Source organism: Kiloniella sp. (assembly GCF_048259265.1).
Classification (GTDB): domain Bacteria; phylum Pseudomonadota; class Alphaproteobacteria; order Kiloniellales; family Kiloniellaceae; genus Kiloniella.
In genome coordinates this window covers 169,937-196,378 of the sequence record NZ_JBLXHT010000004.1, presented here as the reverse complement: position 1 = coordinate 196,378, position 26,442 = coordinate 169,937, and the positions used below count along the sequence as shown (strand labels likewise).

At 44.9% G+C, this 26,442-nt stretch carries 24 protein-coding genes; 14 read left to right on the top strand and 10 right to left on the bottom strand.

The genetic code is table 11. The features are described from left to right. The first annotated feature begins 124 nt into the window (after positions 1 to 124). From tdh to ACN0QW_RS09090, 7 genes are all read left to right on the top strand, one after another. Entirely contained in the window at positions 125 to 1,174 is a 1,050-nt protein-coding gene (gene tdh / locus ACN0QW_RS09120) for an L-threonine 3-dehydrogenase (RefSeq protein ID WP_417430764.1), read from the top strand. A 213-nt stretch (positions 1,175 to 1,387) separates the two neighbouring features. Continuing rightward, complete coding sequence (locus ACN0QW_RS09115; protein ID WP_417430762.1) at positions 1,388 to 2,335, top strand: retron St85 family effector protein; 948 nt, start codon at positions 1,388 to 1,390, stop codon at positions 2,333 to 2,335. Continuing rightward, a complete protein-coding gene (locus ACN0QW_RS09110; protein ID WP_417430760.1) occupies positions 2,332 to 3,264 on the top strand; it encodes a retron St85 family RNA-directed DNA polymerase in 933 nt (310 codons plus the stop codon). Before ACN0QW_RS09115 ends, ACN0QW_RS09110 begins: the two co-directional genes overlap by 4 nt. Before the next feature lie 140 nt (positions 3,265 to 3,404). After that, the gene (locus ACN0QW_RS09105; protein WP_417430758.1) at positions 3,405 to 4,307 is read left to right on the top strand and encodes a LysR family transcriptional regulator; all 903 of its coding nucleotides are present in this window, start codon (positions 3,405 to 3,407) and stop codon (positions 4,305 to 4,307) included. A 246-nt stretch (positions 4,308 to 4,553) separates the two neighbouring features. Next, the gene (locus ACN0QW_RS09100; protein WP_417430756.1) at positions 4,554 to 5,150 is read left to right on the top strand and encodes a cysteine hydrolase family protein; all 597 of its coding nucleotides are present in this window, start codon (positions 4,554 to 4,556) and stop codon (positions 5,148 to 5,150) included. A gap of 65 nt (positions 5,151 to 5,215) precedes the next feature. Then, on the top strand, positions 5,216 to 5,701 hold the full coding sequence (locus ACN0QW_RS09095; protein ID WP_417430754.1) for a cupin domain-containing protein: 486 nt from the start codon (positions 5,216 to 5,218) through the stop codon (positions 5,699 to 5,701). Between the two features lie 218 nt (positions 5,702 to 5,919). Beyond that, positions 5,920 to 6,861 (top strand): hypothetical protein, encoded by a 942-nt coding sequence (locus ACN0QW_RS09090; protein ID WP_417430752.1) that lies wholly within the window; start codon positions 5,920 to 5,922, stop codon positions 6,859 to 6,861. 119 nt (positions 6,862 to 6,980) lie between these two features. Here the strand turns inward: ACN0QW_RS09090 and ACN0QW_RS09085 are convergent, their stop codons facing one another. Then, positions 6,981 to 7,847, bottom strand: coding sequence for an AraC family transcriptional regulator (locus ACN0QW_RS09085; protein WP_417430750.1), 867 nt, complete (start codon positions 7,845 to 7,847; stop codon positions 6,981 to 6,983). A gap of 29 nt (positions 7,848 to 7,876) precedes the next feature. Between ACN0QW_RS09085 and ACN0QW_RS09080 the strand changes: the two genes are divergently transcribed. Together ACN0QW_RS09080 and ACN0QW_RS09075 are read left to right on the top strand one after the other, a co-directional pair. Continuing rightward, positions 7,877 to 8,284 carry a DUF2000 family protein gene (locus ACN0QW_RS09080; protein WP_299380612.1) on the top strand — a complete coding sequence of 136 codons (408 nt, stop codon included), beginning with the start codon at positions 7,877 to 7,879 and terminating at the stop codon, positions 8,282 to 8,284. 144 nt (positions 8,285 to 8,428) lie between these two features. Then, the gene (locus tag ACN0QW_RS09075; RefSeq protein ID WP_417430747.1) at positions 8,429 to 8,803 is read left to right on the top strand and encodes a hypothetical protein; all 375 of its coding nucleotides are present in this window, start codon (positions 8,429 to 8,431) and stop codon (positions 8,801 to 8,803) included. Positions 8,804 to 8,884: 81 nt separating this feature from the next. Here ACN0QW_RS09075 and ACN0QW_RS09070 read toward each other — a convergent pair whose 3' ends face one another. Beyond that, positions 8,885 to 9,778 (bottom strand): LysR family transcriptional regulator, encoded by an 894-nt coding sequence (locus tag ACN0QW_RS09070; RefSeq protein WP_417430745.1) that lies wholly within the window; start codon positions 9,776 to 9,778, stop codon positions 8,885 to 8,887. A 162-nt stretch (positions 9,779 to 9,940) separates the two neighbouring features. Here ACN0QW_RS09070 and ACN0QW_RS09065 point away from each other — a divergent pair, with 162 nt between their 5' ends. Continuing rightward, a complete protein-coding gene (locus tag ACN0QW_RS09065) occupies positions 9,941 to 11,209 on the top strand; it encodes an NAD(P)/FAD-dependent oxidoreductase (protein ID WP_417430743.1) in 1,269 nt (422 codons plus the stop codon). Between the two features lie 86 nt (positions 11,210 to 11,295). On the opposite strand, the gene purH is transcribed toward ACN0QW_RS09065, so the two are convergent. From purH to ACN0QW_RS09030, 7 genes are all read right to left on the bottom strand, one after another. Next, positions 11,296 to 12,870, bottom strand: a complete 1,575-nt coding sequence (gene purH, locus ACN0QW_RS09060; RefSeq protein WP_417430741.1) for a bifunctional phosphoribosylaminoimidazolecarboxamide formyltransferase/IMP cyclohydrolase — start codon at positions 12,868 to 12,870, stop codon at positions 11,296 to 11,298. Between the two features lie 252 nt (positions 12,871 to 13,122). Further along, positions 13,123 to 15,081 carry a polysaccharide biosynthesis protein gene (locus ACN0QW_RS09055; RefSeq protein ID WP_417430739.1) on the bottom strand — a complete coding sequence of 653 codons (1,959 nt, stop codon included), beginning with the start codon at positions 15,079 to 15,081 and terminating at the stop codon, positions 13,123 to 13,125. 125 nt (positions 15,082 to 15,206) lie between these two features. Next, positions 15,207 to 16,217, bottom strand: a complete 1,011-nt coding sequence (locus ACN0QW_RS09050; RefSeq protein ID WP_417430737.1) for an MraY family glycosyltransferase — start codon at positions 16,215 to 16,217, stop codon at positions 15,207 to 15,209. Then, positions 16,214 to 18,010: a heparinase II/III family protein gene (locus tag ACN0QW_RS09045; protein WP_417430735.1), complete on the bottom strand. Its 1,797-nt coding sequence runs from the start codon at positions 18,008 to 18,010 to the stop codon at positions 16,214 to 16,216. The genes ACN0QW_RS09050 and ACN0QW_RS09045 overlap by 4 nt, the downstream gene beginning before the upstream one ends. Before the next feature lie 12 nt (positions 18,011 to 18,022). Then, positions 18,023 to 18,685 carry a ribulose-phosphate 3-epimerase gene (gene rpe / locus ACN0QW_RS09040; protein ID WP_417430733.1) on the bottom strand — a complete coding sequence of 221 codons (663 nt, stop codon included), beginning with the start codon at positions 18,683 to 18,685 and terminating at the stop codon, positions 18,023 to 18,025. 134 nt (positions 18,686 to 18,819) lie between these two features. Further along, positions 18,820 to 20,001, bottom strand: coding sequence for a diaminopropionate ammonia-lyase (locus ACN0QW_RS09035; protein ID WP_417430731.1), 1,182 nt, complete (start codon positions 19,999 to 20,001; stop codon positions 18,820 to 18,822). 47 nt (positions 20,002 to 20,048) lie between these two features. Next, positions 20,049 to 21,221 (bottom strand): M20 aminoacylase family protein, encoded by a 1,173-nt coding sequence (locus ACN0QW_RS09030; protein WP_417430729.1) that lies wholly within the window; start codon positions 21,219 to 21,221, stop codon positions 20,049 to 20,051. A gap of 117 nt (positions 21,222 to 21,338) precedes the next feature. Here ACN0QW_RS09030 and ACN0QW_RS09025 point away from each other — a divergent pair, with 117 nt between their 5' ends. Together ACN0QW_RS09025 and ACN0QW_RS09020 are read left to right on the top strand one after the other, a co-directional pair. Continuing rightward, positions 21,339 to 21,800, top strand: coding sequence for an Lrp/AsnC family transcriptional regulator (locus ACN0QW_RS09025; RefSeq protein WP_417430727.1), 462 nt, complete (start codon positions 21,339 to 21,341; stop codon positions 21,798 to 21,800). 279 nt (positions 21,801 to 22,079) lie between these two features. Next, on the top strand, positions 22,080 to 24,272 hold the full coding sequence (locus ACN0QW_RS09020) for a methyl-accepting chemotaxis protein (protein WP_417430725.1): 2,193 nt from the start codon (positions 22,080 to 22,082) through the stop codon (positions 24,270 to 24,272). A 9-nt stretch (positions 24,273 to 24,281) separates the two neighbouring features. Here the strand turns inward: ACN0QW_RS09020 and ACN0QW_RS09015 are convergent, their stop codons facing one another. Next, the gene (locus ACN0QW_RS09015; RefSeq protein WP_417430723.1) at positions 24,282 to 25,661 is read right to left on the bottom strand and encodes an RsmB/NOP family class I SAM-dependent RNA methyltransferase; all 1,380 of its coding nucleotides are present in this window, start codon (positions 25,659 to 25,661) and stop codon (positions 24,282 to 24,284) included. A gap of 183 nt (positions 25,662 to 25,844) precedes the next feature. Between ACN0QW_RS09015 and ACN0QW_RS09010 the strand changes: the two genes are divergently transcribed. After that, positions 25,845 to 26,105 carry a DUF1674 domain-containing protein gene (locus ACN0QW_RS09010; RefSeq protein ID WP_417430721.1) on the top strand — a complete coding sequence of 87 codons (261 nt, stop codon included), beginning with the start codon at positions 25,845 to 25,847 and terminating at the stop codon, positions 26,103 to 26,105. A 55-nt stretch (positions 26,106 to 26,160) separates the two neighbouring features. Beyond that, positions 26,161 to 26,442 carry a chorismate mutase gene (locus tag ACN0QW_RS09005; RefSeq protein ID WP_417430719.1) on the top strand — a complete coding sequence of 94 codons (282 nt, stop codon included), beginning with the start codon at positions 26,161 to 26,163 and terminating at the stop codon, positions 26,440 to 26,442.

Sequence of the window (26,442 nt, the reverse complement as noted above, 5' to 3'; positions counted from 1 at the left end):
CAATTTGGCAAGCCCAAATGGGCGCCCGAGTTAATACGAGGAAAAGCATGCGCGGCACTTGAGCGCAATACGCTTTCTTCAAAAAGCGGTACTAATTAATCGGCAAAGCCGATGGAGTTTAAACATGAAAACCTTGGCAAAGTTAAAGGCAGAACCCGGCATCTGGATGCGCGATGAAGCCAAACCAGAAATCGGCCCCAATGATGTTCTTATCAAGATCCGCAAGTCATCGATCTGTGGTACGGATGTGCATATCTACAACTGGGATGACTGGGCCAAGGCGACCATTCCTGTGGGCATGACCGTGGGCCATGAATACGTTGGCACCATTGAAGAGGTCGGCAGTCAGGTCTCGCATCTGGAAATTGGACAGCGGGTCTCTGGCGAAGGCCATTTGACTTGCGGGCATTGCCGTAACTGCCGAGCGGGACGTCGTCATCTCTGTCGCAATACAGAGGGCGTTGGCGTGAACCGCACAGGCTCCTTTGCTGAGTATCTTTGCCTGCCTGCCAGTAACGTCTTTATCCTGCCTGATGATATTTCTGATGATATTGCGGCGATCCTTGACCCCTTTGGCAATGCGGCTCATACAGCGTTGTCCTTTGATGTGGTTGGCGAGGACGTATTGATCACAGGCGCTGGCCCCATCGGCATTATGGCGGCGGCAATCTGTCGTCATGTCGGCGCTCGTCATGTGGTGATTACCGATATAAACCCCTACCGTCTCGAATTAGCCAAGAAGATGGGCATCAAGAACGCCGTCAATGTCACGGAAAGCTCTGTCGAAAAGATCATGTCAGACCTCGGCATGACAGAGGGTTTTGACGTCGGCCTTGAAATGTCTGGCAGTGAACCCGCCTTTAACGGGATGCTCGGCGCCATGAATCACGGCGGTCGCATCGCCATGCTGGGTATTCCCCCCGGACGCATGGGCATTGACTGGAACGAAGTGATCTTCAAAGGCCTCGTGATCAAGGGCATCTATGGCCGCGAAATGTTCGAAACCTGGTACAAAATGGCCGCCCTGATCCAAGGCGGCCTCGACCTGACCCCGATCATCACCCACCACTACAGCATCGACGACTTCCAACAAGGCTTCGACATCATGCGTTCCGGCAATTCCGGTAAGGTGATTTTGGATTGGAGTAGTGGGGTTAGCGATATTAAAGTTTAAACAAAACTCTTTACACGGTATAAGTTTAAATATTATCTAATAAGTGCTCTTTACGCGTTATGCTTTCGGGCATCGTCGGGTGTACAGCCAGACGCTAATTTATTGATCACTTTTAAGCGCGATAAGTACATAATGTTCTTATCAAAGCGCGTGGTTTTGATAAGAACATTATGTACTTATCGCTTCTTTTAAGGTATCGAGCACTCGTTAAAAATGCCTGACTCTTCTACCGATCTTAGAGACAAATTTATTTTGGGAATTAATTTGGATCGATGTAGAGTGATTTTAGAACCATATTTAGTTTTTGTATGTGGTGGACCAGTTGATATAACAAAAACAGAAAACTATTCGATCCGCAATATGTTCATGAATTCTTCAGGGGCAGTATCGAATAGTGAATTTATATTGGCTGAAAATTTCAAAGACTGGCAAGATGGTTATGATGACCTTGCTGCATTTGAAAATGATATTGCGAATATCTCCTCTCTGGTCACTGTAATTCTAGAAAGCGCTGGTTCTATAGCTGAACTAGGGTTGTTTTATGCGAATGAAAATATACGTTCTAAATTGATAACCGTTCTTCATAGTAGCCACTATGAAAGTAAATCATTTATCAAGTTTGGTCTTTTAAATCCCCTTGAATCATTGGATGAAAGGTTTGTTTTACCATTTAAAATTGACCCATCTAATATTGAAAAAATTGACCCAAAAGAAGTACATGATATTGTTAAAGAAATTGATGAGTTATGCTTGAGCACACCAAAATCTGAAAAATTTGATAAATATCATCGTGGGCACAAAATTTTCCTAACTTTTCAAATAATTGATATGTTTCTTGCTTTGACGAAACAAGAAATTTCAGCTTATTTACTTAAACTAGATGTCAGTATGACGTCTGGAGAGTTGACATCCTGTTTGTTTATTCTTCAAAAATTTAATCTCATCGGTTCTAAAAAACGTTCTTCACAAACATTCTTTTTTGCTAAAATAGATGCAACTATTCGGATTGATTTAAAGCCTTCAATAGGCAAAGCCCGAATAGATACTTCTGCTATAAAAATTGAAGTTAGTCAGTTTTTTAGAGAGGCAGCAAAAAGAAATCGTAGCCATAAAAATAGGGTGCGTGTAATTGAGGACATAAACAAAGGGGCGAAAGCATGAAGCCCTCAGAAATACTCTGTAAAAAATTGTCATTTTCGAAGGAGGAATTAAATCGCTATATTGGTACGGCTCCTTATCGTTATAAAAAATACAAAATCCCCAAAAGAACTGGTGGTTGGCGTGATATAGCACAACCTTCGAAAGATTTGAAAGTTGTACAAAGAATATTGATTGAAGAGGTTCTGGTTAAGAAATTACCAGTACATTCAAGCGCTACTGCATACAAAGAAAATAGCTCTATTCTTAAGAATGCGGAGGTACATTTAAAAAATAGCTACCTTCTCAAATTAGATTTTAATAATTTTTTCCCTTCGATTGTTGATTCTGATTTTCAAAATCTCATTATAAAAAATAATATCCTTGATATAGATGAAGCAACGGAATTACGACTATTGTCACGTATCTTTTTTATGCATAAAGCAGACAAGCTTATTTTGAGTATAGGTTCTCCAGGTTCACCATTAATTTCAAATGCCATATTGTATGACTTTGATATGAAGGTTTCAGATATGGCAACAGGGGAAGGTGTCTCATATTCTAGATATTCTGATGACTTAACATTTTCTAGTAATCGAAAAGGTGTATTATCTTCTTGGCCAAATTTGGTGAAATCAGAACTTAAAGCTATGAGTTGGCCTCGGCTAACCGTTAATGATGAAAAGACTGTTTTTACATCGAAAGCGCATAATCGCCATGTAACAGGAATCACGATAACAAACGATGGGCAGGCATCATTAGGTAGAAAGAAAAAAAGAGGGCTTAGGACAAAAGTTTATTTGGTGGAATCCGGTATGCTATCTCAAAAAGAAATACGATCTTTAAGAGGGCATATTTCATACATACAAAGTATTGAACCGGCATTTGTGGCAGCTCTATGGAAAAAATACCCAGTAGGTATGGCACAAATAGCTAGTAAATCTTCATATTAAAAAAAAATCATTTTTGAGGTTTATTAGGATTAGATGAGTATGGTTAATTTAAAATTAATTCTTATTATTCGTTACACTCCTCAAAATTCCTGATATTTATTCCTCTGTGTCACAAATAAACTCTGATTCAGGGCAGGTAAATGGATAATCTTTCGGCGATGGGCATCTTTGTGAAGGTGGTGAACGAGGGCAGCTTTTCGGCGGCGGCGCGGGCGGCATCACTGACGCCTTCGGCGGTGAGCAAACAGGTCGGGCGGTTGGAAGATCGCCTTGGGGCGCGGCTTTTTAATCGCACGACGCGCCATCTTTCCCTGACGGAAGTCGGCAAGGGTTTTTATGAGCGGTGCTGTCAGATCCTCGTGGATGTAGAAGAGGCCGAAGATGCAGTGGCAAACCTGCATGCCGCGCCGCGGGGGACCCTGAAGATCAATGTACCTGTGGCTTTTGGGCGTTTGTGGATTACGGGGCTTATCCCCGAATTTATGACCCTTTATCCGGAAATCAAACTGGATTTGAACCTACAGGATCGCTTTGTGGATCTGCTTAGCGAAGGCTATGACCTTGCCGTGCGCATCGGGGATCTGGAAGATTCCAGTTTGATCGCGCGCAAGCTGGCAGCAAACCGTCGGGTGGTCTGTGCCTCGCCGGATTACCTCAAAAAACACGGTGCGCCAAAACACCCGAAAGATTTGGAAAACCATGATTGTCTGATCTATGCCTCCCGCGCTTTCCGCAATGACTGGCGCTTTGAAGGGCCTGACGGTGAAGAACTGGTTCATGTCAGTGGCGCAGTGGAAACCAACAACCCTGAAGTTATCATGGATTTGACCTGTAAGAATATGGGTATCAGCCTGTTACCCCTTTGGCTTGCTGGACCAGCCATCCGCAAAGCCCATATCGTTGAAGTTTTGCCGGATTATCACGTTCCTGACAGTGCTATCTACGCTATCTACCCTCCGGGCCGGCATCTGTCCCCCAAAGTTCGTGTCTTCGTTGATTTCATGGTGGAAAAATTCAACTTGCCCGAAAACCACTTTATCTAAGGGGCATTGCCCCTTTCTTTGTTGGCGCTTTGTTCTAAACTCCAATAGAGTTGGTAAGGCACTAACCAAATCAAATCCTTGATTTGGCAAGCGTGACCACGCGCCCGAGTTAATACGAGGACAAGCATGCGCGGTGTGTGAGCGCAATACGCCCTCTTGGGGGGGGCGGTACAAACCAAAACCAGATTGATTTCCTTAATCTGGCAAGTCCGACCGGACGCCCGAGCTTATGCGAGGAAAGCCTTAGTGGCGCTTGAACGTAAATATAAAGGCCTTTTGATGAAACCCCCAACGAATACGGCGCTTGTTATTATTGATGTGCAACGGGCTATTGATGAAGCTTTTTGGTCTCAGCATGGGCCACGAAATAATCCCGCAGCGGAAGAAAACATGGCGGCTGTGTTGAAACACTGGCGCGATACCAAGCGTCCTGTCTTTCATATCCGACACGATAGCGTAAATGCTGATTCTACCTATGCACCGGGATCGGTAACTCATGCCTTTAAGCCTGAGGTTATCCCTCTATCTGGTGAAGTGGTGATTGGCAAAGCGGCGAACTCTGCTTTCATTGACACGACGCTTGAACAAACGCTCCGGGGTCAGGGAATTGATCATGTTTTGATGATGGGGGTGATTACCAACAATTCTGTGGAAGCAACGGTACGTCATGCTGGTAATCTTGGCTTTATGACCTATCTGATAGAAGACGCCTGTTTTACCTTTGCCTTTCCTGACTATAGCGGGACGCTGCGATCAGCGCAGGAGGTCCACGATATGTCACTTGCGAATATGGATGGTGAATATTGTCAGGTCATCGATACGGCGCAGGTATTAGAAATCTAGGCACAAGCCTTTTGGCCAACCAAAAAGTTAAGTTAAACAACTATAAAAAATAAAGCGGGGGAGCTATGAAAAACTACCTGATCAAAAAGCACGAAATCGAACAGATGCAGGGTACGGAAAAAGAGCATTTTCTCAATCCAAATGCACTGCGCACAAACAAGTCCCTTGGCGATCTCACAGGCCTGACGGGTCTTGGCTTTCATATCATTGAAGTCGAACCGGGTCGGGAGACAACGGAATACCATGTACACTACCATGAAGATGAGTGTGTCTATGTTCTGTCTGGCACAGCCACTGCCTATATCGGTGATGAAGAATATCAAATCAACCAAGGTGATTTTATCGGTTACCGTGCGGGCGGTGAAGCCCACGGGATCATGAATACAGGCACAGAAACCTTTAAATGTATCGTCGTGGGTCAACGGCTCGCTTTTGACATGGCTGATTACCCTCACAAGGATAAACGGATCTTCCGCGAAGACGGCAAGCCATGGCAGTTGGTGGATAAAGTAAACATTGAAACCCCCACCGGTCCCGTCGGTAAGAAGTAACAATCTTGATTGTTTCTAATTAGATCTGGATACTCTTCCAAATTGCTTACCGCAATTTGGCAAGTCCAAGTGGACGCCCGAGTTAATACGAGGTTAAGCACGCGCGACGCTTGAGCGCAATACGCCCTCTTGAGGGGCGGTACTAATTCTAAAATATTTTCTTATTTCGGGAATAAAACGCGTTCTGCGTTGTAACCCTGACAGGACAAGGATTTCCAATGTCCTGTCAGGATTATTTATTTTTACCGCATAAGGAACAGTCGGGTATGTATTACCACCAAAACTTTAAGACATTATCACTTACAAAAAATGGTTTTTCAAAAGGCATATTTTTAAGCACGTTATTGTTGGTTGGTGCTCTTGCGGCTTCAGGAACAGCCGAAGCATCGGGAAGCCTGTTTCAGAAGCTTAAAAACAATTTGGAAAATGAAGCGACCGAAGAAGCGACCAAGCTACTCGGAACCGCGAAAAAAGAAGTCATAACTGAGACAACGAAGAAAAGTGCAGCTCAACCAACCACGTCAACTTCGACTAAGGTGGCAGCGGCAGGACAGACGCCTCAGCTGGGGACACCATCTGCTGATCTGATCAGTATGACTAAATGTACAGGGGTAAAGCCGGAAAATATCACCATCGGAACGCTGGGGGACTATACGTTTCAAAAGGGCTTTAGCAATGAAAAACGATCTGGATTAATCAATCGTCGCACAGGGGCTTTGAGTAATGGTTGTATTCTGCCGTCGCTCAATTCTCGCGAGATCGCTTATATGGAGGTTGACGAAAAATCCTTCGATGCTTTGGGTGGTTCCAATGATTGGGAAATGCAGTGCATTAAATCAGGTAATCCGGGTGCGGGTGTTGTGGGGGCGAGTGAGCCAAAAACCGAATACCCTTACACCGTGAACGTGCTAAGTGGTAAAGACATGATGTTGCATTGTGGCAATTCAGAAAATGTTGCGGAATGTGCTGAGGGCAGTAACAGTAGCCGCAGTTCCGCGTGGAAGAAAAATTTGGGCGGGCGTGGCAAAACAATGCTGAGCGTCATGGCCAATACCAGTACGCTTGCTCCGGCACAGGGTGAAAAGCTCTACTGCCAATACTATAACAAAAAATCTGGTAATAGCCTCTTTGCTTTTGAATATCTAAGGCTGCAAAACTAAAACCTGATTTACTAACGAGCTGAATATGAAAAGGGTTTTGATATTTGTTTATCAGAGCCCTTTTTATGGGATGACTAAAGAACTAGCTAATAGGGTATGAGAGTTATCGCGCAAGCTTTTTAATTGTTGCAATAACGTCCCCATTGTCCGGGGCTGATGCCATAAGCCTTTTTAAAATGGCGATTGAGGTGGCTTTGATCGGCAAAACCAACGGTGAAAGCGACATCGGCAAGGGGCTGTGCTTCTTCAATCAATTTACGGGCAAATTCCAAGCGACGCATAAGTAAAAATCGGTGTGGGCTTGTACCAAATGCGCGTCTGAAATGGCGCGAAAGGGTAAAGCGGTCCATATCCGTTACCTTTTCCAATTCCTCAGAATGCACATTGCGGCAAGCATTCTCATAGAGAAAATCTTTGGCTTTATCGACTGCGGCGTTATTCGTTTTAAGGGCAGAGGGCTTTGGACCTTTGGCGTGCCGGACAAGACAATGGGCAATTTGACTGATCGTATCGTCTCTTGCCAAGTCGCTCAGGTTATTTTCAAGCTCACCCAAGGCCGTAACCATGGCTGTTTGTAAGTCTGGGTCATCAAGGATAGGAGTCTCGACAAAGGGGAGGTTAATGAAGTTTTCTCCCAACGCCTCACGAATCAAAGATGGTTCGAGATAAAGCATGCGGTAGAGCAGTCCTTCGTCAGTACCGGACCCACCATCGTGCAATTCATCTGGATGAAGCACGATAATCTGCCCCGGTTGACTGTACCGTCGATCCCCGCGATAGCCGAAGGCTTGGATGCCTTGCATCGTTAGGCCCAATGCATAGGTGTCATGGCGATGTGGTTCGAAAAAATCGCCAACAAAACGCGCTTGGATGCGGGACAAACCAGACACGACAGGTGCCGAGATTATTTGCGCAGATGCAGAAGATTTGCACGAACGTTCAAGACGTAGATTTATACTTTTATTTATCTGGTTGTCTTTGTTCACATCAAGAACCCTGAATCAGAGAGACCATTATGTTTGATACTAAAATTGCTGTTGTTTTGCGAGATGATTTACAAACCTGGCAGGCTTTGAACGTTACCGCGTTTCTAAGTGGCGGGCTTGCGGGCGAAAATCAGACGATCATTGGCGAGGCATATCGTGATCGGATGGGGAATAACTATAACGCCCTGATCCGCCAGCCGATTATTGTTTTATCTGCTTGTGAAAACACCATACAAAAAATCCATCAGCGATCACTTACACGCGGCGTTAAATCCTCGCTTTATATTGAAGAAATGTTCTCGACGGGTCATGACGCCGCTAATCGTGCTGTTTTTGCAGAATATGACCCTGAAGATGCCAAAGTAGTGGGGATCGCCCTACACAGTGATAAAAAGATCGTCGATAAAATTACTAAAGGCGCAAAAATGTACGGTTAGATAAAAATGTGTGCGTAGATACTGGCATGAAGTGACCGCTTCAAAATCAATGATTACTTTGTATTTGTCAGTTCTTCGTCAGCTTAAAACGATAAAGTCTTTTCAGTTTGTACCTAAAAGCAGAGGACGCAGAAAATGAGGGGCATGAACCGTTGGGCTGGCCTGTTATCCTTGGGGATCATAGTTGTTTTCTTGAATGGATGTAGTAACACAGGCGCGGATTATCGGCCGATAGTTGATGGTGGTGACAGTGCAGTATATGAAAGCGATTTGAGTGAATGTGCAGCAGTTGCGGACCAGCGCGGGTACCTAAACGGTGATGTCCAGAATGCTGCCTTACTTGGCACTGGTCTTGGCGCAATTGTTGGTGGATTGAGTGATGGCTGGGGCGGTGCTTTGGTTGGCGGTGTTATTGGTGCGGCGGGTGGTGCCGGGGCCGAGGCTTGGGGTACACAAGACGAACGTAAGCAAATTGTAAAGAACTGTATGAAGGGGCGTGGCCATAACGTTGTTGGCTAAACCTTCATCCCTTCTCGGGCTCTTTTGGAGATACTGTATTACCTCGAGCAGTGTTATTCTGGCAGGCTAAATTGTGGTGTTTCAGTTTTCCCCCTGAAACAGGTGTCGATCTCCCGTAGCTGCGTTAGCCAGATGATCTAAAAGGGCCCGAACCCGGGCATTTTTTTGTAAATCTTTATGGGTTACCAACCAAAGTTCTCCTTCTACATCTGGTAGCGGCGAAAAGACGGGAACTAATTCATGCCAATTTTGTCCCATTAAGCAGGGTAAAAGGATAAGATTATGACTATTGATTGCGAGTTGGGCGTTGGTCAGCATACTACTGCTTTCATACGCAATATGAACGTCGGGAATAGTTTTGCGTAACCAGTCTGTTGTTTGTTGGGCGAGTGGGCCGCCTGTCCATGCAATAAAGGACTTTGTCCTAAGATCACTTGTTTTTTGAATTTGACCTGATTCATAATGAAGGCAGGATCCATAAATTCCCCATTTTAAGGTCGACAGCTTTCTACCTATCAAGCTTTCTTCTGTGGGCCGCGCGGGACGGAGTGCAATATCTGCTTCGCGCTCTGTCAGGCTCAGGCGCTGGTTATCGCTGATAATTTCGATATATAAACCGGGGTATTTTTCCGCAAACGGGGGAATGTGCCGACTTAAGAAAGAGGCGGCGAGGCTTTCTGTGGACGTGATTCGCAATCTTCCCGTAAGTTTTTGATCTTTGCCTGTTAAGGCACGTTCGGCACTGAACGTTTCCTGTTCAATGCGTTCCGCAGCAATGATTATTTCTCTGCCCGCTTCGGTTGGAACATATCCGTGGCGATGCCTTTCAAAAAGCTTTAGATTGTAAATAGTCTCGATTTTTTCTAATCGCCTGAAGACAGTAGATGTGTTGACTTTCAGATGTTTTGCCGCGCTGGAAATGTTCCCCGCGCGAAAAATAGCTAACACATATTGGTAATCGTTCCAGGAAATCATGGTTGCTTTTTCGCAAGTTAAAATCGCAAAGTCACAACTTTTATCTCATAAATGCATATGGTTTTCTAATGATAAATGAAGATTAGAGGCACGGTAATTGGCAGCGATGTGGCACACGAGACTTATTCTTTAGAAAACTATTGATGGTATAGGGAACATAAAATGAAACAGTTGGTTATTCTTGGGGGTGGTTTTGCTGGATTATGGGCGGCAATGTCGGCTGCCGCAGAGCGGGTTGATGCTAATGCCGATGCAGGAAAAATTGATATTACCCTGATCTCCAAAGATGCACATTTGGTAATCAGACCCCGTCTTTACGAAGGTGCAGGAGAAGACAAGCGCATTCCGCTAAAACCTTTGTTGGATAAAATTGGTGTTCGATTTATTCAGGCGACAATAGAATCAATTGACCCGCAGCATAAACAGGTTTTTCTCTCAAACCATACCTCAGCCCAAATATCATATGATGCGGTCATTCTTGCGACTGGTAGTCACCTCAAAAAGCTAAATGTTACAGGGGTTAAACAGTACGGGTTCTCTGCAGATACCTACGAAGAAACTGAAAGGTTGGATCAGCAATTAACCCGGATAGTTGCTGCACAAGAAGAAGTCGCAAAAACACTTGTGGTGATCGGCGCTGGTTTTACAGGTTTGGAAATTGCCACGGAACTACATAGCCGCTTGAAGAAAAAATCTGACAAAACCTGTCGTATTATTTTAGTTGATAAAGAAGAAATAGCGGGCGCAGAATTGGGTGTTAATCCAAAACCTTATATTGATGAGGCCCTTCGGCTGCACAATATTGAGCTTCGTCTGGGGATATCAGTCAAAGAGCTCACAGGTAACAGTGTCACTCTTACAGATGGCGAGGTAATCGCGACCCAGACGGTTGTTTTTGCCAACGGAATGGAAGCAAATAAGCTGACCAGTAGTTTTGGAGAACCAGACGCAGGGGCACAAGGGCGGCTAGCGGTTGCTCAGGATCTTAGCATTCCCGGCTATGACAATGCCTTTGGAGCAGGGGACGTTGTCTGGGCTTATACCGAACCTTTGGTGCCTTCAGATAATTCTGCGTTGTCGATATCATCAAACAAGAACTTGGCTTACGATGCAGATCGTCCGCGAACTCTCTTTTCATGTCAGCATGCGATTCAGCTTGGGCGTTTTGCTGGGTATAATGCGATCAAAAAGCTGCGAGGCCAACCGGGTAAAGATTATGAGCAGGCCTTTTATGCGACTTGCCTTGATCTTGGTGATTGGGGTGCGCTTTTTACCACAGGCTGGGACAGGGTCGCGGATAAAACCGGTGTTGAAGGAAAAGAAATGAAAAAGATGATCAACACTCAGTGGATCTATCCTCCTTCGCCCGAACTGTTACCCGAAGAGATCCATGCGTTTGTTGCTTTTGACGAGGAAGAGTCTGCAGCGTAATTAAGTCGGTCTATTTTGAAATTAAAAGGCTGCCAAAATAAACTGGCAGCCTTTTTTATATACTTCGTTTCAAAGCGAGTACCGTATTAGTGGCGGAAGTGGCGCATGCCTGTATAAACCATGGCAAGACCTGCTTCATCAGCAGCGGCAATAACTTCGTCGTCACGCATGGACCCGCCTGGTTGGATAACAGCTGTAGCGCCGGCATCGGCAGCAGCGAGCAAGCCATCTGCGAAAGGGAAGAAGGCATCGGAAGAAACAACAGAACCAATTGTTCCGGCTTCGCTTAATCCAGCAGATTCTGCGGCTTCTTTGCTTTTCCAAGCCGCAATTCTGGATGAATCAACCCGGCTCATTTGCCCTGCTCCAATGCCAACGATTGCACCACTTTTGGCATAGACGATGGCGTTGGATTTCACATGCTTGCCAACTCTGAAAGCAAAGATCATATCCGCGATCTCTTGCTCGGTTGGTTGGCGTTTGGTCACAACCTTGAGGTCTGCGGCAGTAATGCGACCATTGTCACGACCTTGCAATAGGAAGCCACCAGATATGGTCTTCATGTTCATGCCGGTATCTGCCGGATTTGGCATTTCACCGGTTACAAGAACACGCAAATTTTTCTTGGCTGCGAAGATCGCCTTGGCTTCGTCATCAATTGACGGTGCAATAACAACTTCTGCAAAAAGATCGGCAACTTGTGTGGCTGTTGCTGCGTCCATGGTTTTATTGGTGGCGATAATCCCGCCAAAAGCACTGGTCGGATCACAGGCGAGCGCGGCTTTGTAGGCATCGCTTAAATTATCTGCCGTTGCCACGCCACAGGGATTTGCGTGTTTGATGATGGCAATTGTCGGGGCATCGAACTCAGAGACCAGCTCAAAGGCTGCGTCGGTGTCGTTCAGGTTATTGTAGCTAAGTTCTTTGCCTTGTAGCTGCTGTGCTGTGACAACGCCGGGACGCGCATCAATAGACTTGTAGACTGCGGCTACCTGATGCGGGTTCTCTCCATAGCGTAGAGACTGTTTGAGCTTGCCACCCAAAGTGGTTTCACGCGGGAAGTCGACACTACATTCACCTTGAAGCCAATTTGAAATCATCGAATCATAACGCGCCGTGTGGCTGTAGGCTGTTGCTGCAAGTTTGCGACGGGTTTCTTTGGTCGTTGCGCCGCCATTTGCTTTCATCTCGTCTTGTACCAATGCATAGTCACTTGGGTCAGTGACAATCGTCACAAAGCCATGGTTCTTGGCGGCTGCACGAACCATCCCAGGACCACCGATATCAATGTTTTCAACACATTTATCGTAGTCTGCACCGGATTTGAGCGTTGCTTCGAAAGGATAAAGATTCACAACAACCAGATCAATTGGCGCAATGTCATGTTCTGCCATGGCGTCTGTGTGTGTTTTGAGATCACGTCGGGCTAGAATACCGCCGTGAATTTTTGGGTGCAGCGTTTTTACGCGCCCGTCCATAATTTCCGGAAAGCCTGTGTGGCTAGAAACTTCTTTTACGGGAATGCCTGCTTCGCTTAATGCGCGTGCGGAGCCTCCTGTGGAGAGGATTTCAATTCCTTGGTCAGCAAGAAATTTACCGAATTCAACGAGACCTGTTTTATCAGATACGGAAACGAGAGCACGACGGATGGTGTCAGACATAGCAGTTCCTTGCAGCTGTCTTCCACCCCGGTTGCCCGCCGGGGCGGGAAGTATAGATCATTTTAGTTCGTTTTTTACGTCAAAAATAATCAATGTTGGCCGAAATTTTCTTAGGCAAGGGCACTAATAAACCGAAGGGTCATAGGATGCAATGTATATCGTATTATAGGATGAACGAGGCACAAATTTATTGCGTGTGATGTTCAAAATTAAGGTGGATGCATTTCGTCCAAGATACTCAGTCAGTAAAATTTACTGGGAAAGAGCTTCGTTGAATTGTTTGTCTTGATGTTTGTTTAATGCCAAATCAGGCTTTAAACTTCCATTATACTCAGGAACAAGGCGACACAATTGTTCAATGACTCTTTCCCGATCTCTTTGGTCGATCAGGCTGGATAAATGATCAAGATCGCGGTTAAGGATATCTCGATCTGTAATTCTTGGTGTTGCCAATTTCAAGCTGCCGTGTCTTGTGGGCAGAAGAGGTTCTGTTTCATGAAATAATTCTTCGTATAGTTTCTCGCCGGGGCGGAGACCTGTGTACTGAATTTTGATGTCTTTTTCTGGCTCAAACCCTCCAAGCCGGATGACCTGTTTGGCGAGATCAGCAATTTTCACGGGGTCGCCCATATCCAGCACATAAATTTTACCCGCATCTTCACGGGCCATAGCCGCGCCAAGAGTCATGGTTTGAAGCACCAGTTCTACAGCTTCTTTTATTGTCATAAAATACCGGGTGATGTCTGGATGAGTCACAGTCAGTGGTCCCCCAGATTTCAGTTGCCGTTCAAACAAGGGCACAACAGATCCTGTTGAACCAAGAACGTTACCAAATCGTACGGTAACAAAGCGGGTTTTGTTCTCTTGTTTACCTGCCAAGTCCATGGTTTGGCAGTAGTTTTCAGCTAATCGTTTGCTGGCACCCATAATATTAGGTGGGTTAATGGCTTTGTCAGTAGAAATCAAAACCATAGTTTGTACACCAACTCGACGACAGGCATCGGCAGTGTTTTTGGTGCCTAGTACGTTGGTGTGGATACCTTCAATGGGGTTCGCTTCGACAAGGGGAACATGTTTTAAAGCTGCAGCGTGAAAAACAAGTTCGGGTCGGAAACGATCGAATATTTGGTTGAGGCGAGATTGGTCCCGAACATCACCAAGAACGGCATCTCGTTCCAATTCTGGATAGTCTTCAGATAATTCCATATCGATGGAATAGAGATTGAATTCAGAGCTATCTAACAGAATTATATGAGATGGTGTAAACGAGGCAATTTGTCGGGAAAGCTCGGACCCGATTGACCCACCACAGCCTGTGATAAGAACGCGTTTCCCAGATATAAGTTTTGCCATGGCTGGGCGATCCAGCTTGGCCTGTTGGCGACCGAGCAGATCTTCAATCGCAATTGGTTTAACTTCTATTTCATTGCCAAAATTGCTTTTGAATTCCGTTGGGTTGGGCAAGCGTTCGATAAGTAAATTATTATGGGCGGCAACATCGTTAATATGTTGCATACCGTCCCTGTCGATGACTTTTGACATTATAATTCGTTGGGGACGTCTATTGCTAGAAGCTACTTTATCCAAGGCATCCTGTAATTTTTCCAGCGGCCCCATAATGGGTAGGTCATGCATACGTCTGCCTGCTTCTTGACCTGTTGGATCCAGGATACCGACAACTTCGTAGGCGCTGGTGGGGTCCCTTGTTATATGTCTGAGAAAGGCTTCGGCAATATCGTCAAAACCGATTAGGAATACGGGTACCCTAAGATGACTATCCTTTTCCATGAGCCTTCGCACGCCCTGATCTTTCCATATTCGGTAGACCATACGTGGACCACCGAGGAGAAAGATGAGGACGAACCAGTTGATAATCAGAGAGCTTCTTGGGATGTCTTCAAGGCGGTTCCAAAAAAAGAGGATTGGAAGGAATAACAACATAACAAGACTTGAAGCCTTTATTATGTTGAGTAAATCATTCATTGAGGCGTAACGCCAGGTACCTCTATAGAAATCAAGCATCCAGAAGGTGCCAATCCCTATCAGGATGAAGAGTGCCCAAGCGGGAAACAGGCTAAGAGATGGAATTGCTGCCGCGTCGTTGACATCCATACGGAGCGCCAGGGAAAGAGCAAACGAAATCGCAAGCATGAAAAGGTCATGCGAAAATGCGATCAATGATTTGCTACGTGAAGTTCTAATAAACTTCATTTGATAATTTTCCTGACGGCAATGTAGTGAATAGAATGACTTACTTAATTTGGTTTCACTTTACTGGCAATGTCTAAAGTTGACCAGTAAGCTTTCACATGGATCTGTTGATAATTTCTGATTTCTTATTGTGATTGCTTCTTTTTCAACAGCTTCATTGTACTGAATACAAGAATAAAAGAAATGAGCAGGCTATACCATGGGTAATCAGCACTTAGGAAAAGTGCTAAGGCAATTAAGACGATGTTACAGGCTAAAATGGTTAAGGAAACCGCTTTGTGGCTGAGGCCATTTTGCACACCAATTTGGTAACAATGTTCCTTATGTGCTTCCCAGATTTTTTGTTTTCGCACTGCGCGTTTTAGCAGTGTAATGGTCGCGTCACATAGATAATAGAGCGGTAAAATGAAAGCGGCTGCCCACATGCCTTTTATGATCAAGAAAATCATAAACCATCCGAGAATATATCCCAGTGGAATGGAACCGACATCACCAAGAAAAATTGCTGCTGGTTCCCAGTTCCAAATTAAGAAGCCCAATGTTGCCGCAAGGACAAACAGCGGTAAATAAAAAGCATCAGTTTGCCAGGAAAAATAGGACGCAATAAGAACTAGCCCCAAGGTAATTGTGGACGTCTCTACACCTGTTATGCCGTCAATACCGTCCATAAAGTTATAGAGATTAATAAACCATACCCATGATAGGCCAATGAAGATGTAATCAATCCACTGCGGGACAATCGCTGGGAATAGTTTGATTTCTTGTCCGTCATGGTTAATCCCCCAAAGGCTGATCACCACCACAATAATTTGTATCAACAAGCGAAATTTCGGGGAAAGATTTTTTAAATCGTCCAGCCATGAAATTGCCATCAAGACAATAGAGCCGGTAAATATAAACCAAAACCCCGGTAGAGGGGTCAATGACGCAGACCCATGGCCAGCCCATCCAAGAAGGATGATTCCCATCAAAGCAAGCCCACCGCCTCTGGGTGTCGGGATGGTGTGACTACTCCGTTCATTCGGATTATCGAGAATACTCTTGTTAATCAGAACTTTCCGAAGCATCGCGGTTGCTACACATGATGCAAGTAGGGAAATAGCGAATATTGTCAGGACGTGGAGTAACTCTGTCATTGATCCCATAGGTTAGATTGGTTGTTTTTTGATGTAGATTTTTTAGTATTTACTCTGATAAGTGACCATTTGATTTTTGTATCACTGGTACTTGTTATCCCCGACAGGACAATTTGTTGACTTCGTCGTATTTCGCCTGCTTTTCCAAGATAGACACTTGGCTCCAATGATAGGTTGGCCCCTTCGCAGGAAAATTGCCAACCGCCCCCTTTTTGTAGGCTTAATAATACAACGTTGCCACCACTTATGGGGGACGCTTTGACATCAGAATGCAAGTGAAAGCGACCAGAAAACTCGTGTCGATCTCTTTCGTCTAAGCTTTCCGAGAAACGTAATATGTCATTACCTTTAATTCCTTCGCCTTTGGGAAGTGCGATCAAAGTGCGATCATGAAGTATGCCTGATTTGTTCAAGTATCCATCGTGAGACATTTCCAAACGAATCTCGCCGTTGCTGTCTTCTTCTCTACGACAAGTGACGTTATCGGGGCGTTTGGCAAGCCCCCCACGAGGCGTCAGGTGCGCAGAATTTGTTTCCGCAAGCGTTACTGTTGTGTGTGCGGCTGTTGCCCGGGGAATCCACCGCCATTGTGGATGGTTCCTGTGGACACCACAATTCGTGATTAATCGTTCTCGCCCGACAGATAATTCAAAGCTAAGTGTACCAGCGTGTGCTGTGAGGTCATATCCCGGTGGTGGTGGTGCCCCAGCATCTACGATCACTGTGATGCGGCCAGACTGTAATCGTTGAAAGCCACTTTGTGGTGCAGCTAATAGCGGTTGTTTTCTTCCTTCTGCACGCCGAAGAACCATGTCAATTTGCCAGCCATGGTCTTCGTTAGAATCGTTGAAAAGGGCTAAACCTCCATCTCCGTGAAGGAACATTCTCAAAACGGGAGACATAGATTCAATTGCTGAAACTATAGAACCGGGAACGTGCTTTTTTCCTGTGTGTAAGGTTGCTCTAATATCAATCAGATGGCGCAACACTTCCAAATGGATGTGAGGGCTTCGTTGTATATGGCCACCATCAGGCAAGATTTGGCGGGTGAGTTCCTGGCTAAGTAAGTCTAAAGCGCGTTTAAGCCATACGTCGCCTTCTGGTAAACAAACGCCAGCGTATAATAACCCTTTAATGGCACGAATAAGCTCTACCCCTGTAAGGCCTGCGGGTAAGGTTGAAGAAAGGTAACGGGCCTGTTTTGCGATGCTATCGTGGATACTTTGGCGAAGATTGATATCGGCAGAACTACCAATAAATTCGTAATGTCCTAACCAGTTATAGAGCCTGCATCCTGTTATCGAAGGTTCCCATGTTAGAGGGCGCCAACGGTTATTATCTCTTATCCATTGGTTCAGCATTTCTCGTGCTGTTCGTCGTGCCTGATCCCCAGCTGCGGCACGTAAGGATCTTAACCAACTGAAGGAATGTAATTCTTTAACCCAATCCAGCTCTGCCCCCACAGGATTCCATAGTGGGGAGGGATTGTTAATGACTTGCCCGGACAGTTCAATCTGTCCTGATAGAATTGCCCTGCCTTGATTCGTATCACCCAACCAGGGATCGGTTGGTGTAAAAACCAGATTCGGGATGGCCTTGCGACTTATTACCCAATTATAAAGTGGGCTGATAAGCAGAGGATATTTTAACTTGTATCCGATTTTCTGGAAAATTAATGAATTGGGCAGCCTAAGGAAGGAAGCCAAGCGTTCAGACACATTGCTTTGGCCATTGATCCAACGACCAGTGCTTTTGTTCGCATCTCTTTTCTCGGTTTGGCTCTGGCCTTCCATAGGCGGATGCTCTTACAGCCCTTTTAGTTTCTTGATGTTGTTCGCATAGTTGTTAGGTCCTCCGCGAAAGGTTGCCGTGCCCGCGACAAGCAAATCAGCTCCAGCTTCGATGGCCTGTGGTGCGGTATCAAAATTGATGCCGCCATCAACCTCTAGATCAATATCTTTGCCAAGAGCATCAATTTTGTTCCTCAGGGCTAAAATTTTTCCAAGAGCGCCGGGAATGAAAGATTGCCCCCCAAAACCGGGGTTCACAGACATAACCAATAAAAGATCAAGATCTTCAATAACGTGATCAACGATATCAATCGGGGTACCGGGATTGAGCGCAAGCCCGGCTTTTACACCAAGTGATTTGATAAGTTGGATTGTGCGATGAAAGTGTGGACCAGCTTCAGGATGAATTGTTATTATATCTGCACCAGCATCTACAAAAGCTTCGATGTAGAGATCGATGGGTGAAATCATCAAATGAACATCAAATGGCTTCTTTGTTACCGGGCGAACCGCTTTGGTTATGGAAGGGCCAAACGAAATATTGGGTACGAAGTGCCCGTCCATAATATCGACATGTATATAATCTGCACCAGCCTGATCTAGGCGTTGAATTTCTTGTCCTAATTGAGAAAAATCAGCGGCAAGGATAGAGGGGGCGATACGTGTAGTTTTTTGCATTTATCCGGTTCTTTTATCCGAGGAAGCGAGGCTCTGCTAACAGAGATAATTTTCTCCACTTTGGTAGCAGTATAGCCTCATCTTCGCAAGCAATTGCCAGATAATGTCTTGTTGTGAATTAGATGGAATACGAATTACCCGGATATGATTTTGTCATAGAGGGCTCTGTCCGTTGCACCTTCTGACCCAATAAGCAAAACTCTTGATGTTTTATCTATCCGAAAGTCGTTACGAAGGGCAGTATCCTGAGCAACGGTAATAATTGCAGCTAGTCCAGCAACTGCAGATTCCCCGGCTTCGATAGCTGGATCATTACCTATCGGTTTTGCGAGTAACTTCATAGCCGGCGCAATAAACAGATCTGGTATAGACAGAAAGTCTGACGCTTCTTCACGTAAGATATTCCACGCGAGAGGCGAGGGTTCACCGCAGGATAAACCTGCCATGATGGTTTCTTCGGTTATTTGAACTGATGTTAGTGTATCTTTCACCGCACTTGCATAAAGACAACTGGCCAAGTCGGGTTCGACAATAATAACGCGCGGAGAAGCTTTTTCCCACTTTTGCCGTAAGGCGGCACAAACGGATGCCGCGAGACCCCCGACCCCGCCCTGTAGGAATACATGACTTGGCGGTGGAGAGAGTTCCTGTGTGATTTCATTTGTCATAACGCCATAGCCAGCCATAACGTCTGTTGGTGGTTGTATGTAGTTATCCCATGATGTGTCTGAGACAATGAACCAGTTGTTTTCTTCGGCATTGGTTTTTGTAATGCGAACAGAATCATCGTAATCGCCATCTATGCGAATAACGTCGGCACCAAAATATCTCATCGCTTTGGCGCGTTCTTCACTGACTTCTGCATGGATGTATATCTTGCAATCAGCACCAAATTTTTGGGCACCCCAAGCTAAGGAACGTCCATGATTTCCATCTGTCGCAGAAACAAGTGTGATTGCTTTTGTTAAGGAAACGTATTTTCCCGAGCGAAGATCTGAAAGGGATATTTTTTTATTGAATTTATTATATAGCTCTCGCTGTAACACTCTTGCAGCTGCGTAGGCACCGCCCAAGGCCTTGAAAGATCCAAGACCAAACCTTGGTCCTTCGTCCTTATAAAAAATATTATCCAGATTAAGTTGCTGAGCGAGGCTTTTTAGAGGATGAAGCGGTGTCGCTGTGTATCTCTCCCACGACATAATTTCGCTGGATGCATCAGTAAAATCCTGTGGTGTGATAACGCTTTTGAAGGCTTCCCCAGTGTGTCGGGCGTAAGATACGTGCTTAATAGTATCGGCAGAAAAGGTATCTAACATGAAATTTATCCTACTTGTGGTAAAGGCGTGGGGGAAAAACTTGATAATTATTCAGGTAAACGGGTTTTCACAAGCTGCGCCCAATAGGCCGCGCCGATTGTAAGTGCATCGTCATTGAAGTCATAGTCAGAAGCGTGAAGAGGTTTGCCATGAGTACCTTCTATGCCGTTGCCCATTAACATAAAACAACCTGGTTTCTTTTGGGAAAACAATGCGAAGTCTTCCGAGAAGGACATTGGTTCCCGGTCGCCTTGAACGTTGTCACTAATCCTTCTTGCCGCTTGAAGTGCGATTTGGGTTTGTTCGGCTGTGTTAATGGTTTCAATAAATTCGGTGTTAAAGCTGAAACCTGCTTCGACATTGTGACCTTGAGCTATACCGGACAAGAGCCGCTGCATATGAGTTTTGATTTTCTCTCGATCATCTGGTGTTCGGGCGCGCACATCTCCTTTAAGTATTGCAGAACCGGGAAGGACATTTCTGCGTCCGTCAGTTATGAATTCGGTAATGGAGACGACAGCACCACATCCCGGGTCCATTTTACGTGCAACGATAGATTGGAGCGCTTGGACAATTTCAGAGCCAACAAGAATTGCATCGACCCCTTTTTGCGGCATGGCAGAATGACCGCCGCGCGCGTTTATCGCGATTTCAAACAAGCTCTCGCTGGAACAAATAGTGCCGGGTCTTGTGGAAAACTCTCCAAGGGGAGCACCAGGTAAATTATGGATTCCGTATATTTCGTCGATTTGAAATTTTTCGAAAATACCATCTTTGACCATTGCAGCGGCACCCAGACCATTCTCTTCATTTGGCTGGAAGATAAAAATAACTGTACCGTTGAAGTTTTGTTTTTCTGACAAAAATTGCGCTGCACCGAGAAGCATTGTTGTGTGGCCATCGTGCCCACAGGCGTGCATTCTTCCCTTTGTTGTTGAGCAATATTCATGACGACTGGTTTCTTGTATGGGGAGTGCATCCATGTCGGCTCTCAATGCTATTGCTTGATTTCTGTGACCTTTTTTTAGAATGCCGACAACGCCAGTACCGCCAATTTTCTCATGAACTTCCAAACCATAAGATTTGAGTTCTAAAGCAATTTTCTGGGCTGTTCTTTGTTCTTCGAACCCGAGTTCAGGATTGCGATGTAAATCATGACGTATGTCGATCAGTTTTTGTTTTTGATATTGAAATGCATCTGGTGTGACATCGGTCATCATCAACTCCTTTAATTCTTACGAATAAGGATACATTGAAAATGATATTAAATTTATTGAATTATGATTTTATGAAGACTAATTTCATAAAAATAAATCTTATTTCAGATGAGAATAATAATGGATTCTTTTGATTATAAAATTCTTTTCCATGTTCAAAAAGATAGCCGGATGACTGCTGAAAAGATTAGCGCAGAAATTGGGCTATCACCTGCTGCAGTTCAAAAGAGGTTGAAAAAGCTAAAGGATAATGGTGTTATCAGAGCAGAAGTGGCACTGCTTGATCCTAAAAAAATGGGTCATCCAATGACTGTGATTGCGGAAATAAGTCTTGAGCGTGAAAACCTGAATGTACTCGATGGTTTCAAAAAGCGTATGCGACAGGCAGAAGAAGTTCAGCAGTGTTATTATACAACCGGTGAGGCCGATTTTATCTTGGTGCTATTGGTACGGGATATTCAACACTATGAGCAATTTACCCGTGAATATTTCTTTGGCAATACGGCAGTCAGTAAATTCAAAACAAATATTGTGATGGATTCCGTTAAGGTAGGGATGTCTATTCCAATACTTGAAAATTAAAATAAATAATTAGTATTGTTTTAATTTTGAAAATTTTAATTATTGAATGCGAATATAATTATTGTTGAATTTATATGCTCTACGGACTCAAATATCCAAAAATTTGTAAGGTGTAACTTCACTTAAATTTTCATGACCAACTATATAAATGATTCTTTAAGAATTATTGCATATCATGGTATGCATGATGGTCGTTGAATTAAGCGTTTTCGGTGAAAGATAATAAATACTGAGGGTGACGAATAATTCACATTAGGTGCTAGGAGGGCCTGAAAGACGATGGAAATCTCTAAATTATTCGATATTCGAATATCTAAAAAACTTCCGATTTTATTTATAATTATCTCTGCGGTTTCTGTTGTTTCTGTGGGCGTGTTTAGCGTTTTCAATACGTCAGCAAGTCTTATGCATCAGGAAGAACAAACGTTAGTGGCGCTAGCGGAAGCTCGGAATTCAGCATTACTGGATTATGTGAAGTCGATAGAAGAAGACATTCAGATTACTGCGGGGAATGGATATGTTCAGGATGCGATGTCAAGCCTTGCACTGGGTTTTCAAGACGAAAAGAGCCGACATGGCGACCCGCTGAAATCTTTACATGGTGTCTATATTAATGATTCAACAGCTGAAGCAACGAATGCGGGGGGGAACCCTGAGAAAATCGGCGAGAAGCATTTATATAACGGCCCAAAAATAGAAGGCTCTTACCATTCAGATCACCGTAGTTTTCACCCATGGTTCCGACAAATGCTAGAAGGTCGAGGGTACTACGATATTTTCCTTATCGATGTTGAAGGCAACGTTGTCTATACGGTTTTCAAAGAGCTTGATTATGCAACAAATCTTAATAACGGAAAGTATAAAAATTCCGGTTTGGCCCAAGCCTTTAAGGCTGCAATGAAAGACGCAAAAGCTGGGTCGCTCAACTTTATCGACTTTGCTCCTTATGCGCCGAGTTATGGTGCTCCGGCCAGCTTTATGTCGACACCAATTATTTCAGCAAAGGGCATTGAAGGTGTTTTGGTTTTTCAAATGCCGATTGATCGTATTAATAATGTTCTACAACAGCAAGCGGGAATGGGTGAAAGCGGCGAGACCTATATTGTGGGTTCGGATTACCTGATGCGTAGTGATTCCAGATTTGCAGAAGAATCAACAATATTGAAGACTGAGGTGAAAACCGAGACAGTTACCAAAGCACTAAAGGGCGAAACGGGCATAGCAATTGTCCCTGATTATCGGGGTATAAATGTTTTGTCTGCTTATCAACCACTTGATCTTCACGGCGTTCGCTGGGCTTTGATGGCAGAAATTGACGAGGAAGAAGTTCTCGTGCCATCGCATACAGCCGGTTTTTATATTCTAATGATTGGTGTGGGTGTTCTTGTTCTTGTTGCGCTTCTCGGGTGGTATTTTGCGCGCTCTATTAGCAACCCTATTCGCCAATCAACGTCAGAAATGCTGATGCTAGCCAATGGTGATAAATCCTTTGAAGTATCCGGTGTGGGGCGTGCTGATGAAATCGGCGATATGGCTTCAGCACTGCAAACTTTCCAAGAGAATGCCATCAAGCAAGATGAAATGGCCCAGAAAGAGCAAGAGATGGTGGCATTGCGTGAGGAAAGAACCAAACGGATAGAAGAACTGGTGGCGCAGTTTGAAGCAGATAGTAATCAGATTCTAACGGGTGTGAGTGCTGCGGCGTCTCAGATGAACACAACTTCTGGCGAAATGTCTTCTGTTGCTCAGGATACAGCGGTTCGTTCAAATACTGTGGCTGCCGCTGCGGAAGAAGCATCGGTGAATGTGCAGACCGTTGCGGCTGCGGCTGAAGAACTAAGCTGTTCTATCGAAGAAATCAATCGTCAGGTTGGCGAATCAAGTAAAATTGCCAGTGATGCTGTTTCCAAAGCAGATGCAAATATTGCAACGATTAAGGGTTTGGAAGAAGCTTCGAACCGTATTGGTGAAGTCGTTGGCCTCATTTCTGATATTGCAGAGCAAACCAACCTCTTGGCGTTGAATGCTACGATTGAAGCTGCTAGGGCAGGTGAGGCTGGGAAAGGCTTTGCCGTTGTTGCGAGCGAAGTGAAGAACCTTGCTAATCAAACGGCCAAAGCCACGGAAGAAATCAGTGGTCAGGTTGATGAAATGCAAAGCGTTACGAAAACGGCCGTTGTTGCAATTGAAGCTATTGGTAAAACAATTGAATCAATGAATGAAATCTCAGTCTCTATTTCTACGGCTATTGATGAACAAGGTACCGCGACACAGGAGATATCACGTAATGTTCAAGAAGCTTCGGCAGGTACAGCCGAGGTTACGTCGAATATGCAGGGCGTAAGCGAAGCTTCAACACAGACCGGAAATTCTTCTCAGCAAGTATTGGAAGCGTCCGAAGGTCTGGCGCGACAAGCTAATGACATGCGTAAAAGTGTTGAAGAGTTTATCCAAGGAATTCGAGCTGCCTGAGGAAAATTCTTAGGAAATTCTTCGAAGGCGGCAGGCGTAAAACCCGTCCATGCCGCCTTCGTCATGTCTATGACATGGCAAGCATCTAAGGTCACCCTCTTTAGTCAGTAAAGTTTGCAACCAATCAGCACTACCAAGCTCTTCGGGCTTGACGGGAACACGCTCGAAGCTAGTGCCGTTTTTCTTGAGAAAACGCTCTATCTGGTATTGCCCTTCTTCAGGCTCAAGCGAACAGGTGGCATAAACAAGCGTACCGCCCGTCTTAATCATTTTGGCACAATTTTCAAGCAACTCACTTTGCAATTCAGCTAATGTTTCGATGTCTTCCGGTCGCTTAATTCGACCTAATTCAGGATGTTTTCGCAAAGTGCCTGTTGCAGAACAAGGAGCATCAAGAAGGAGAGCGTTAAACTCTTCATTTGGTAGCCAGGTTGTTGCATCGGCTTGAATTACTTCTGCGTCCAGTTGAAGACGTTCGAGGTTTTCGTGAACCCGAGTTAGACGCTTTGCTGAAGAATCGATAGCCGTTACCTCTGCGCCAGCAGTGATGAGTTCGGCTGTTTTCCCACCAGGTGCGGCACAAATATCGCCGACCTTTTTGCCTTTTACTGATCCGAGTAACAAAACAGGAAGGCTTGCAGCAAAATCCTGAACCCACCAATGCCCTTCTGCGTAACCCTCAAGGAAGACAGGATCGCCCGTACCAGGGGGTAAACGTATAGAATTACCGGATGTAACAACGCCACCGAGCTTTTCAGCCCATTCATTCGGAGAGTCTTTTACGGTCAAATCCAGTGGTGCTTCGGCAAGGTGACTGAGTGAAATTGCCTTGGCTGTTTCTTCGCCATAGGTTGCGGCCCATTTTTTCCAAAGCCAGTTCGGCAAATTGTCCTGACTCTCATCCATCTTGGCCAACATATCTTTGCCTTCGCGGGCAAGGCGGCGCAAAACAGCGTTCATGACGGGTTTATTGCCACTGAGTTTTGGTCCTCTGGCAAGGTCAAGACTGGTGCTGACGGCTGCATGGGGTGGTGTGTCGAGATACAGCAACTGGACGGCGCCTAAACGTATAATATCACGGACGTCAGCCATTTTGGCAGGTAAGCGTCGCTTCATGCAGGCGTTTATAGCTTTATCAATTTGTCCTAGGCGACGCATAAGGGTCGAAATCAACAAACGAGCAAAAGCTCTATCGCGTCGTTCCATGCTTTCAAAATCAGCCTTGTTATTGTTCAAGGCTTCATCAAGGGTTTTCTGTTCCCGCATGATGTCTTTCAAAAGATTAAGAACGAGCTTCCTGGGGTTAACAGGTCGACCACTTTTGGGCCTGTTACTTGTTTTGTTTTTTGATCCAGCAGCTTTGTCGTGTTTGTTGTGTTTTTCAGTCATGGGCTAGGGTTTACCATGAAAATAGTGGGAAGAAAGAGCTATTTTTGCGCAGGTGCTATGTTCTTGATGAAATATTGGTAACAATACAGGTAAGTTGTTGTTTGGAAAAGGCGCGACAAGTTGCGTTATATCTTTTGGCTCGAAGGCTTGGCATTATCATCGTGACATGCCATATGAGTAGTTATGACAAGATCTTTTACGACACATACGCCTAATCAAAAAACTCGGAAGAATCATTTCCCGGCACCGGGTGATGTCACTTCTGGTGCGAAACGAAGGAAGGTTACGCCTGATGACCTTGATAAGGCCATGGAGGCGCGTCTTCAGCGTGAAAAACAGCTGATGGAAGGCTTGGATAAAAAGCCTGAAATTGGAGGGCCAAGTGGGCCAGAGCCAACGCGCTATGGTGATTGGGAGCGTAAAGGTATCTGTGTTGATTTTTAAATCATTTTCATCTGTATCGTTTCTAATACTTTAAAAGTCGGAGTACCAAATAGCTATGGAGCTTCTTAGCCCTTACCGTCGGCGCATTGATGATCTTGATGATCAGATCATGGAGCTTTTTTCTCAGCGTTTCGAGATTATTCGTGAAGTGGCGGAATTAAAAAACAAACACAATATCCCAGCTATATTGCAAGACAGGGTTGATGAAGTCCGCGAAAGAAATGCCGATACAGGTGTGGGAAAAGGCTTGGATGCGGACTTTGTGCGCAAGCTCTATACGTTGATTATTGATGAATCGTGCGATCTGGAAGATCGTTTGATGGGCAATAAAAAGTAG

Bases quoted from the DNA above. Each gene is read 5' to 3' on its own strand.
- tdh (WP_417430764.1), top strand. From the start codon at position 125: ATGAAAACCTTGGCAAAGTTAAAGGCAGAACCCGGCATCTGGATGCGC.
- ACN0QW_RS09115 (WP_417430762.1), top strand. From the start codon at position 1,388: ATGCCTGACTCTTCTACCGATCTTAGAGACAAATTTATTTTGGGAATT.
- ACN0QW_RS09110 (WP_417430760.1), top strand. From the start codon at position 2,332: ATGAAGCCCTCAGAAATACTCTGTAAAAAATTGTCATTTTCGAAGGAG.
- ACN0QW_RS09105 (WP_417430758.1), top strand. From the start codon at position 3,405: ATGGATAATCTTTCGGCGATGGGCATCTTTGTGAAGGTGGTGAACGAG.
- ACN0QW_RS09095 (WP_417430754.1), top strand. From the start codon at position 5,216: ATGAAAAACTACCTGATCAAAAAGCACGAAATCGAACAGATGCAGGGT.
- ACN0QW_RS09090 (WP_417430752.1), top strand. From the start codon at position 5,920: ATGTCCTGTCAGGATTATTTATTTTTACCGCATAAGGAACAGTCGGGT.
- ACN0QW_RS09080 (WP_299380612.1), top strand. From the start codon at position 7,877: ATGTTTGATACTAAAATTGCTGTTGTTTTGCGAGATGATTTACAAACC.
- ACN0QW_RS09075 (WP_417430747.1), top strand. From the start codon at position 8,429: ATGAACCGTTGGGCTGGCCTGTTATCCTTGGGGATCATAGTTGTTTTC.
- ACN0QW_RS09070 (WP_417430745.1), bottom strand. From the start codon at position 9,778: ATGATTTCCTGGAACGATTACCAATATGTGTTAGCTATTTTTCGCGCG.
- ACN0QW_RS09065 (WP_417430743.1), top strand. From the start codon at position 9,941: ATGAAACAGTTGGTTATTCTTGGGGGTGGTTTTGCTGGATTATGGGCG.
- purH (WP_417430741.1), bottom strand. From the start codon at position 12,870: ATGTCTGACACCATCCGTCGTGCTCTCGTTTCCGTATCTGATAAAACA.
- ACN0QW_RS09055 (WP_417430739.1), bottom strand. From the start codon at position 15,081: ATGAAGTTTATTAGAACTTCACGTAGCAAATCATTGATCGCATTTTCG.
- ACN0QW_RS09050 (WP_417430737.1), bottom strand. From the start codon at position 16,217: ATGACAGAGTTACTCCACGTCCTGACAATATTCGCTATTTCCCTACTT.
- ACN0QW_RS09045 (WP_417430735.1), bottom strand. From the start codon at position 18,010: ATGGAAGGCCAGAGCCAAACCGAGAAAAGAGATGCGAACAAAAGCACT.
- rpe (WP_417430733.1), bottom strand. From the start codon at position 18,685: ATGCAAAAAACTACACGTATCGCCCCCTCTATCCTTGCCGCTGATTTT.
- ACN0QW_RS09035 (WP_417430731.1), bottom strand. From the start codon at position 20,001: ATGTTAGATACCTTTTCTGCCGATACTATTAAGCACGTATCTTACGCC.
- ACN0QW_RS09030 (WP_417430729.1), bottom strand. From the start codon at position 21,221: ATGATGACCGATGTCACACCAGATGCATTTCAATATCAAAAACAAAAA.
- ACN0QW_RS09025 (WP_417430727.1), top strand. From the start codon at position 21,339: ATGGATTCTTTTGATTATAAAATTCTTTTCCATGTTCAAAAAGATAGC.
- ACN0QW_RS09020 (WP_417430725.1), top strand. From the start codon at position 22,080: ATGGAAATCTCTAAATTATTCGATATTCGAATATCTAAAAAACTTCCG.
- ACN0QW_RS09015 (WP_417430723.1), bottom strand. From the start codon at position 25,661: ATGACTGAAAAACACAACAAACACGACAAAGCTGCTGGATCAAAAAAC.
- ACN0QW_RS09010 (WP_417430721.1), top strand. From the start codon at position 25,845: ATGACAAGATCTTTTACGACACATACGCCTAATCAAAAAACTCGGAAG.
- ACN0QW_RS09005 (WP_417430719.1), top strand. From the start codon at position 26,161: ATGGAGCTTCTTAGCCCTTACCGTCGGCGCATTGATGATCTTGATGAT.